10 protein-coding genes are annotated in these 8485 nt (G+C 69.5%); 2 read left to right on the top strand and 8 right to left on the bottom strand.

Annotation, left to right across the window (positions count from 1 at the left end):
- The 5 genes from SACSA_RS26240 to rplM form a co-directional block, all read right to left on the bottom strand.
- On the bottom strand, positions 1-2242 hold a 2242-nt coding region (locus SACSA_RS26240; RefSeq protein ID WP_019818526.1), incomplete at its 3' end, for a hypothetical protein.
- Complete coding sequence (locus tag SACSA_RS0115480) at positions 2239-2553, bottom strand: type VII secretion target (protein ID WP_028661919.1); 315 nt, start codon at positions 2551-2553, stop codon at positions 2239-2241. The genes SACSA_RS0115480 and SACSA_RS26240, both read right to left, overlap by 4 nt.
- A gap of 151 nt (positions 2554-2704) precedes the next feature.
- On the bottom strand, positions 2705-4039 hold the full coding sequence (gene glmM, locus SACSA_RS0115475) for a phosphoglucosamine mutase (RefSeq protein WP_019818524.1): 1335 nt from the start codon (positions 4037-4039) through the stop codon (positions 2705-2707).
- A gap of 307 nt (positions 4040-4346) precedes the next feature.
- The gene (gene rpsI, locus SACSA_RS0115470; protein ID WP_028661918.1) at positions 4347-4817 is read right to left on the bottom strand and encodes a 30S ribosomal protein S9; all 471 of its coding nucleotides are present in this window, start codon (positions 4815-4817) and stop codon (positions 4347-4349) included.
- 14 nt (positions 4818-4831) lie between these two features.
- The gene (gene rplM, locus SACSA_RS0115465; RefSeq protein ID WP_019818521.1) at positions 4832-5284 is read right to left on the bottom strand and encodes a 50S ribosomal protein L13; all 453 of its coding nucleotides are present in this window, start codon (positions 5282-5284) and stop codon (positions 4832-4834) included.
- Positions 5285-5468: 184 nt separating this feature from the next.
- Between rplM and SACSA_RS0115460 the strand changes: the two genes are divergently transcribed.
- Both SACSA_RS0115460 and SACSA_RS0115455 read left to right on the top strand, forming a co-directional pair.
- Positions 5469-6353 (top strand): hypothetical protein, encoded by an 885-nt coding sequence (locus SACSA_RS0115460; RefSeq protein ID WP_019818520.1) that lies wholly within the window; start codon positions 5469-5471, stop codon positions 6351-6353.
- A gap of 44 nt (positions 6354-6397) precedes the next feature.
- Entirely contained in the window at positions 6398-6895 is a 498-nt protein-coding gene (locus SACSA_RS0115455) for a DUF4333 domain-containing protein (RefSeq protein WP_019818519.1), read from the top strand.
- 63 nt (positions 6896-6958) lie between these two features.
- On the opposite strand, the gene SACSA_RS0115450 is transcribed toward SACSA_RS0115455, so the two are convergent.
- The 3 genes from SACSA_RS0115450 to SACSA_RS23210 all read right to left on the bottom strand — a co-directional run.
- Positions 6959-7246, bottom strand: coding sequence for a WXG100 family type VII secretion target (locus tag SACSA_RS0115450; RefSeq protein WP_019818517.1), 288 nt, complete (start codon positions 7244-7246; stop codon positions 6959-6961).
- Between the two features lie 53 nt (positions 7247-7299).
- The gene (locus SACSA_RS0115445) at positions 7300-7617 is read right to left on the bottom strand and encodes a WXG100 family type VII secretion target (RefSeq protein WP_019818516.1); all 318 of its coding nucleotides are present in this window, start codon (positions 7615-7617) and stop codon (positions 7300-7302) included.
- Between the two features lie 197 nt (positions 7618-7814).
- A partial coding sequence (locus SACSA_RS23210; protein WP_157596924.1) for a type VII secretion-associated protein occupies positions 7815-8485 on the bottom strand: 671 nt, incomplete at its 5' end.

Below are 8485 nucleotides of genomic sequence, written 5' to 3'. Positions count from 1 at the left end.
CACCCGCGCGGTCACCGCCGCCACTCGCGGGGTCACCGCCACCACTCGCGGGGTCGCCGACAGCGCCGTCCGAGGCTGGCCCGCTACTCCGCTCGAGGTCTTCCACGGCTTCGGCCCCGTCGCCGGGCACGTCCGCATCCGCCGTGCCGGGCCAGGGGCCTCCCCCACCGTCGCCCCCGTCAACGGCCGGGGAGGCAGGGGCCTGAGCCGCCGAGATCGGACCCGGCTCCGCTCGACCGGCCGCCGCTTCGAACCGCTGCCCACCAGAACCGTCCCCGTCGGTTCCGTCCGCACCCAACGTGTACGTGACGGGCTCCCCATCGCCGTTGTCCACCGTGACGACGGTCGGCCCGTCGGGTCCGTCGGGTCGTTCGGCGGTCAGGGCGAGCTCGCCGTCCTCGATGTGGATCTTCCCGTCGGGCCCCGGGCGGTACACGCGCTCGGCACCCGGCTCCCCCGTGTCGTCACCGGGCGTGCCCGCGTCCCCTGCCGTGGAGTCGGCACCACCGGCCTCCGGGTCACCGAAGTCGAGCGCGTAGTCCCGCGCCTGGCCGGAACCGTCCTCCACGGAGATGCCCATCGCACCGTCGGCGTCCGGTTCGGTGATCGAAAAGGTCTGATCGCCCTTCTCCACGGTGAGGGTTTCGACCTCGTCACCCCGCGGCACCGCCTCCCCGGTCTCCGGATCGATCGGGTACGGCTCCCCGGTCTCGGGGTCGATCTCCAAAGGCTCACCGGTGACCGGGTTGGTCTGCTCCCCGCCGTCCGGCATGAGGTCCTCGGGGGAGGGAACAGCACCGCCCCCGCCACCGGGCACACTGCCGCTCCCGCCACCGGGCACACCGCTGCCTGCGCCTCCCGGAATGCTCCCGGCACCAGCTCCGGCCCCCGTCTGCCCCGGCCCCGGCACGGTCTCGCCCGCCCCGTCCCGCGCCGCGAACGGATCGGCGTCGAGCTGCCCCAGGTAGGTGATGAGCTCGGAGTAGGCCGCGTCGATGGCAGCGACGTAGTTCGCACCGTGGCCGTGCACCTCGTTGGCCTTTTGCTGGTACATGCCGCAGAACTCGGCGAGCTTCTGCTCCGCCTCCCGCAGGGTTCCCCTGTACTTCTCGAGCTCGGACCTGATGTTGTCCTCGGTGATGTTGTCGGCGAGGGTGTAGCCCACCAGGGGAGCGATCGAACCGACCAACGGGACCACCAGGCCGAGCGGGGTCGTCAAGAGATCGACGAACCGGTCGAACAACCCCCGGTTCTCGATCTCCTGAACCTTGGCCTCCAGCTCGGCGATGAGGTCGGGAAGGCGCTTGACCGCGTCGATGAAGGCATCGACCTGGTGCGGGGAGAGCTCGGCGACCGTGCCGTCACCGTAGACCTTCAGCACGTTCTGCGCGTAGTTGATGACGTTGCGCTGGACGCCCTCGTCGATGGCGTGTGTGATGCCGTCCGGCGCCGTCGTCAGCGCCTGCGAAAGGTCCCCCGCGCCCTTGATGAGGGTGTTGTTGACCTGTTCCGCCGACGACTTCGCGCCACCGGTCCAGTCGGAGGTGTTCTCCCATGCGCTGCCCAGCGCGTCGGTCACCTCGTCGACCGTCTGGCGCGCGCTCGTGAGCATCTCCGCGTCGGAGTGGAAGGCCGAGAAGTCGATGCCCCGGAACTCCGCCATCCCCTCACGAATGCTGCGCGGGTCGACGCCGGAGTGCGTGTAGGAGGCACTCGCCCCCGCGACGTCCCCGGTGCCGCCCGGGGACGACAGGTCGAGGCTCACCGCGTCGTACTCCTGCGAACCCCCCGATGGGGTCCCCGCGCCGACCAGCGCGTTCGCTTCCTCGTAGCGGGGGTGGAACTCGTCGAAGAGCGTCAGCGCGGTCTCGGCCTCGTCGATGATTTCGTCGGAAGTCGAGAACCCACCCTGGTTGAGACCGCGCTCGATCTCGCTGACCTCGGAGGCGGTCAGGGCCCGTTCCACGCTGGTCAGGCTTTCCCGTGCGTTGTCGAGGTTCTCGCCGAGCGCTTCACCCCCACGCATGACGTCGAACGGGTCGGCACCCACGTCACCCGAGTACTGGAGTACCTCGTCCCCGGTCAGCCTTCCCGCGTTGGACAGGGCGTAGAGGAAGTTCTGCCGGTCCTGCGCGGAGACGTCGGGGTTGTCGAGCATCTGGCGCATCCGGTCCAACTCCGCGCCGCTGAACGTCTCGTTGGCCACCGCGTTGTCGAACTGGCGGTTCCGAAGCAGGTTCATCCGTCGATCGTCCCCTTCGACGCGATCATCTCCTGGCTGACCGCTTCACCCTGCTCGTACTTGCCTGCCGCCTCCGAGAGCTTGCCGCCGAAATCCGTGGCCTTCTCGCCGTACCTGGTCACGGCATCGCGGTAGGTACCGATCACGTCGGCGTAACGGGAGGCGACGTGGGACCACGCGTTCCCTACCTGCGCCGTGGACACACCCGTCTCGATCTTCGCGCCCGCCTTCGCGAGTTCGCCGCCCTCCTGGCTGTACGCCGAGCCCGCCGCGTCGAGCTTGCCCGGGTCGACGGTTTGACCACCTGCCACCAAGGGCCCCCTCTGCTCCTCGTTGTCCGGCCGTCCGTCGACGACGCCCCGACCTCACGATCGGTGTCGTCGTGACCGCACAAATGTACCGAGCGCCTACGACAGGAGGTACCGCTTCGCACGAATTCGGACGCCGTCGCCCGGGACGACGTCAGCAGACCGACGACACCACTCCGGCGAGCCGGTCGGCGGCGACCTGCGCGGTCTCGACCAGGGGCGCCTCGACCATCACACGAACGAGTTGTTCTGTACCGGAAGGCCGCAGCAGGACCCGGCCTTCGTCACCCAGTTCGGCGGAGACGGCTTCGACCGCGTCCCGCACGGTGGGCGACTCGGTCGCGGTGGTCTTGTCGGTGACCGGCACGTTGACCAGCACCTGGGGGAGCCGCCGCATGACACCAGCCAGCTCGCGCAGCGACCGGCCGGTCTCGCCGAGACGGCTCATCAGGCGCAGCGCGGTCAGCAGCCCGTCACCGGTGGTGGCGTAGCCGGGCAGCACGACGTGCCCGGATTGCTCACCGCCCAGTGAGTAGCCGCCCGCGCGCAGCTCCTCCAGCACGTAGCGGTCACCCACGGCGGTGGTGCGCACCGCGATGTTCTTGTCCCGCATCGCCAGGTGCAGGCCGAGATTGCTCATCACGGTGGCGACGAGTGTCCCGCCCGCGAGTTCGCCCGCCTCGGCCATGCCCACGGCGAGCACGGCCAGGATCTGGTCGCCGTCGACGAGCTCGCCGTCGGCGTCCACCGCCAGACAACGGTCGGCGTCACCGTCGTGGGCGATACCGAGGTCGGCGCCGTACTCGGCGACGGCCGCGCGGAGTGACTCCGGATGGGTCGAACCGCAGTTGTCGTTGATGTTGATTCCGTCCGGGGCGGCGTTCACCGCGATCACCTCGGCACCGGCCTTGCGATAGGCCTCGGGCGCGGCGATCGACGACGCGCCGTGGGCGCAGTCGACCACGATCCGCAGGCCGGTCAGCGAGGCCGGGGTCGCCTCGACCAGGTGGGAGACGTAGCGGTCGAGCGCGTCGTCGACGTCGGAAACCCGGCCGATCTGGGCGCCCGTCGGTCGGGTCGCGGCCGTGTGCAGGCCCGCCTCGATCTCGTCCTCGATGCCGTCGGGCAGCTTGTGCCCGCCCTCGCCGAACAGCTTGATGCCGTTGTCGGCCATCGGGTTGTGCGAGGCTGAGATCATCACGCCGAGGTCGACATCGAGGTCGGCGACCAGATACGCCACGGCCGGGGTCGGGAGGACGCCGAGCCGGAGAACGTCGGCGCCCGCGGAGGTGAGTCCGGCGACGACGGCGGATTCGAGCATCTCGCCGCTGGCACGGGGGTCGCGGCCGACGACGGCCACCGGGCGGTGCGAGCGGTCGTGCGCGGCGAGGACCCGAGCCGCGCTGGCCGTCACGGCGAGTGCCAGCTCCGGGGTGAGCTCGTCGTTGGCGAGGCCGCGAACCCCGTCAGTGCCGAAAAGGCGAGCCATGTCGTCGACCCCCGTCTTGCGAACACATGCGTACAGACCACAACAACGTAGCCACTCCACGATGACTGCCCTGTGCCCGGGCGGCCACACGACGCGTTTCGCGGGCGGACCGTCCCCCGGCCCCACACCCCGGCCACGGTTCGCGGGCGAAACGCGGTCCGGACACGTGCGCGTATCCGTGCCGATCGCCGGCGGATCACGGTTCGCGGGCGAAACGTGGTCGCGGGAGGCGACTCACCGACCCTCCGAAACACACACGAGCGCCCACCCGGCGGACGGGTGGGCGCTCGTGGATGCCTGGCGCGCGTCAGCGCTTGCTGTACTGCGGCGCCTTCCGGGCCTTCTTCAGGCCGTACTTCTTCCGCTCGGTCGCGCGCGCGTCACGGGTGAGGAAGCCCGCCTTCTTCAGCGCGGGCCGGTCGTCACCGTCGATCTCGGCGAGCGCCCGCGCGATCGCGAGCCGCAGCGCACCGGCCTGACCGGAGGGCCCGCCGCCGTCGAGGTTCGCCACGATGTCGAACGACTCGGGCTTCTCGACGGTGTTCAGCGGCTCGCGGATGAGCTGCTGGTGAACCTTGTTCGGGAAGTACTGCTCGAGGGTCTTCCCGTTCAGCTTGAACTGGCCGCTGCCCGGCACCATCCGCACACGGACGACCGCCTCCTTGCGACGGCCCACCGTCTGCGCGGTGCCCCCGGCGGCGCGCGACGGCTTCGGCGCGGTCGGCGTCTCGCTGGTCACGACCGCGTCGAACGCGGTCTCGGTCTCGGTGCTGGTCACGAACTGTTCCTCACTCACTGGGTCACCTGAGCGATCTTGGTGATCTGGTGCGGCTGGGGCTTCTGCGCGGCGTGCGGGTGGTCCGGCCCGGCGTAGACCTTGAGCTTCGAGGCCTGGGCGCGTCCCAGCTTGTTCTTCGGCAGCATGCCCTTCACGACCTTCTCGACCAGCCGCTCAGGGCGGGAGTCGAGCAGTTCGCCGAAACTACGCTTGCGCAGGCCGCCGGGGTAGCCGCTGTGCCGGTAGGCGAACTTCTGCTCGCGCTTGTTGCCGGTGAGCGCCACCTTGTCAGCGTTGACGATGATGACGAAGTCACCGGTGTCCACGTGCGGGGCGTAGGTGGGCTTGTGCTTGCCGCGCAGCAGCGTGGCGACCTCGGTCGCGAGCCGGCCGAGCACGACATCCTCGGCGTCGATCACGTGCCAGGCACGAGTGACATCGCCGGGCTTGGGGCTGTACGTGGGCAAGGGTCTACCTCGTCGTCAACTTGCTTGTGGGGTCCATGCGGGCTTGGGCGCGTGCCGCGGATGCGCGCACAACAACACATGAAGATACCCGGTGCCCAGGACAACGGTGAACGCGGGGGTCCGACGCGCCTTCCATACTAGTCTCTTCGGCGGCAGGCGGGATGTCGACCATGGGGGACCGACGATGACACGACTCCGGACGATCACGGCACTCGGCCTGGTGCTCATGCTGGTCACAGGGTGCGGCGGAGCACGGGCGGGCCGAGCGGTCCCCGACGGGGAGGACGTCGCCGAGTACGTCCGGGACAAGTTCTCCGCCACGCTGGAGCGGCTCGACGACGACCTGACCCGCAGCGACCCGCACCAGAGCCGACTGCGGTCGTTCACCCGCATCGACGACCGCAAGGCCGACATGACCTCCACCGCGATCCAGTTCGGCGATCCACCGAGCCGAATACACAAGAACCACTCGAACAGGGACTCGAACGACTACCGCGACTACTTCCACCCCGGCGGCAGCGACGTCGAGTACGTGCTGCTCGGCCCCGTGTACGCGGAGTTGGCGCCGACGCCCTGGGTCTCGATGCCGTACGACGGCGCGGGGCTCGACGTCTGCTACTGGAGCGGCTACTCGACGGTGTGCAAGATGATCAACGCGGTCGCGCGGTCGCTCGACAACGGGCACCCGGACAAGAAGGCGCGGAGCCTCCGCGACGGCCGCGTCGAGCTGACCACGAAGGTGTCCCTGCGCACGTTCCTCGACGAACGCATCGTGATCATCCCCGACTGGGCACTCGAGTGGATCGACGAACCGATGCGGAACGGGTTCCTCGACACACGTCTGGTGCTCAGCGCCGAGGGCAGGCTCCAGGAGATCGAGATGACCGGGTTGATCAGTGGCGAGGGCCACGAGATCGAGGTGCGGGAGCACTACCAGGTGCTCCCGGCGCCGACCGAACACGATGTGCCCGCCGTTCCCTCCGCGGACGAGGTGACCGAGCTGACCACCGAGGAGGAGGTCGACGAGTTCTACGCGGGCATGCAACAGATCACCAGCAGCAGCGACTGAGCGCCCTGCGACACCGCCCGATCCGACCCCGCGAGGACCTTCCGATGACCCAGCCGCCCCCGGGCCACCAGTGGTGGCCGCAGCCGTCCCAGGACGACCAGCAACGCACGATCCCGCAGCATCCGCCGGTCGCGCCCGGCGGGACGCCTCCGGGCGGGCACGCGTTCGGCGGGTCGTGGCAGGGCGAATACGGCGGATTCGGAGCCTTCGACGGGTCCTCCACCCGAACGAGGTCGAAGAAGCCGCTCCTGCTGGCGGGACTGGCCGTCGTCACGCTCGCCGGAGTCGGTGTGGCGGCCTGGTCGCTCGGGGCGTTCGGGCCCGCGGTGCTCGACCGGGACGCGATGCACGGCGACGTCGCGACGGTCTTACGGGAGCACTTCGGCGAGCACGACGTCACCGCGGTGCGGTGCCCCGCCGACCAGCCGATCACCACGGGTCACACGTTCGAGTGCTCCGTCGAGGTCGCGGGCGAACCCCGGAGCGTGCGCATTCGCGTGTTGAACGACAGCCCGGAGTACGAGGTCGGCGCTCCCCGCTGACGCGAACGGGCCCCGCCTTACGCGAAGGCGGGGCCCGTTCGCCGCACAGGATGCCGGGACGTGTCAGAACATACCCTGGATGCCCTTGTCGGTGGCCTGGTAGCCGTCGGCGATCTGCGGCAGCGCGGTCGCGATCTGCGCGAGCACCTGCTTCATCTCGTCGAGCGACTGGTTCCACTCGTTCTGGCACTGCTGCCAAGCCTCCATGGCCTCACCGGACCAGGAGTCGACCAGCGGCGCGAGGCGCGACTTCAGGTCCTCGAACAGGGCGTCCAGTTCGGACCCGGTCTTGTTGCAGTCCTCGGCAGCGGTGTGGATCGTGGCGTAGTCAACCTTGATGCCGTTCGGCATTGTTCCCTCCAGATCGGTGAAAAAGTCGTCGAGAATGCGCGCGGGTCAGCGGGTCAGAGTCCGCCGAGGGTGTTGCCGATGCTGCTGATGGCGGAGTTCTGCTCCTCCTCCGCCTGCTGATACTTCACACCGGACTGCTGGAGCAGCTCACCGATGTTGCCGAGCGCCTCGTTCAGCTTGCGCGTCTTCTCGTCGAAGGCGGCCATGACGTTCTGGAAGGCCCTCGCGGCCTCGCCCTGCCAGCCGGCCTGCGTGGCCTCGATGTTGTTCCGCAGCGTGTTCAGGTTCTGGTCCATCTGACCCTTGATCTGGTCGACGTCCTGGTACGCCTGCTGGAACTGCTCCGGTGTCCCGGTAAAACCGCCTGCCATCGGGATGAACCCCCTTCGCTCGTGGTGTGCCGTACTGCGTTCGTACTGGCTCTACGACGGAGACAGTGCCACGTCCGGTTCCCCGCTGTCGCGGAAACCGGACAAGTCGTTGCTAGCGTGAACGCCCCGGCGGCAGCGTCCCGGCAGCGGTCCCCGCCGACCGCGTTTCGCGGGCGAAACGCGGCACCCGGCGGCCGTCAGTTGGTGAACTCGAGGGTGCGGACGACCTGTTCGCAGGCGGATGCCACACGGCGCGGGTGCTGGGCCACCTGACACCCGACACTGACCTGGGCGGTGCCCCTCGCGAACACGTACCAGTCGACACTCGCCGCGGGCTTGTGCTGCCGGTAGTAGATGACCTCCCGCCCGGCGTACTCGTGGTCGGCCAGGAAGTCGGAGTAGGAACCGGGGTCCTCGCCCGCCATCCGACGCAGTTCGCGGGCTAACCGCGCTCGCTGGGCCCCGCCGTCGTAGTTCAGGACGAACTCCTCGACCACCACGAGGTCGTCGTCGGTACGCGACTGGGCGTCCTCCGGTTTGATGATCACCTGCCGGTCCGCGACGTTGTGGGCGGTCTGGACCCAGTCCTCGGGCGCGACGAACCGGTACGAGTACTGGGCGTAGGTCCGTCCCTCTGGGTCCTGGCCCCCCAGGATGAACACCACTGCGGTCGCGACCGCCGCGATCACGGCCAGCACGGCCACGACGGACCACAGCACACGCCGGTTCCGCCGTGCACTCGACGCCGGCTCCGGCACCGGAGCGGGCGAGTGCCGCCCCAGCACCGGACCGCCGTAGGGCGGGGAAGGAGGACCCGGACTCGCCGCGCCGGGGAACGCCGGTGATCCCGCGCCGACGGGGTGCCGCG

Source organism: Saccharomonospora saliphila YIM 90502, from assembly GCF_000383795.1.
Lineage (GTDB): Bacteria > Actinomycetota > Actinomycetes > Mycobacteriales > Pseudonocardiaceae > Saccharomonospora > Saccharomonospora saliphila.
The sequence above is the reverse complement of the archived record's forward strand: the minus strand, read 5'-3'. Positions and strand labels throughout refer to the sequence as shown.

What these genes read in the sequence shown, in the direction of transcription:
- SACSA_RS0115455 (WP_019818519.1), top strand. Translation starts at nt 6,398, where the DNA reads ATGACCCAGCCGCCCCCGGGCCACCAGTGGTGGCCGCAGCCGTCCCAG.
- SACSA_RS0115445 (WP_019818516.1), bottom strand. Translation starts at nt 7,617, where the DNA reads ATGGCAGGCGGTTTTACCGGGACACCGGAGCAGTTCCAGCAGGCGTAC.
- glmM (WP_019818524.1), bottom strand. Translation starts at nt 4,039, where the DNA reads ATGGCTCGCCTTTTCGGCACTGACGGGGTTCGCGGCCTCGCCAACGAC.
- SACSA_RS0115460 (WP_019818520.1), top strand. Translation starts at nt 5,469, where the DNA reads ATGACACGACTCCGGACGATCACGGCACTCGGCCTGGTGCTCATGCTG.
- SACSA_RS0115450 (WP_019818517.1), bottom strand. Translation starts at nt 7,246, where the DNA reads ATGCCGAACGGCATCAAGGTTGACTACGCCACGATCCACACCGCTGCC.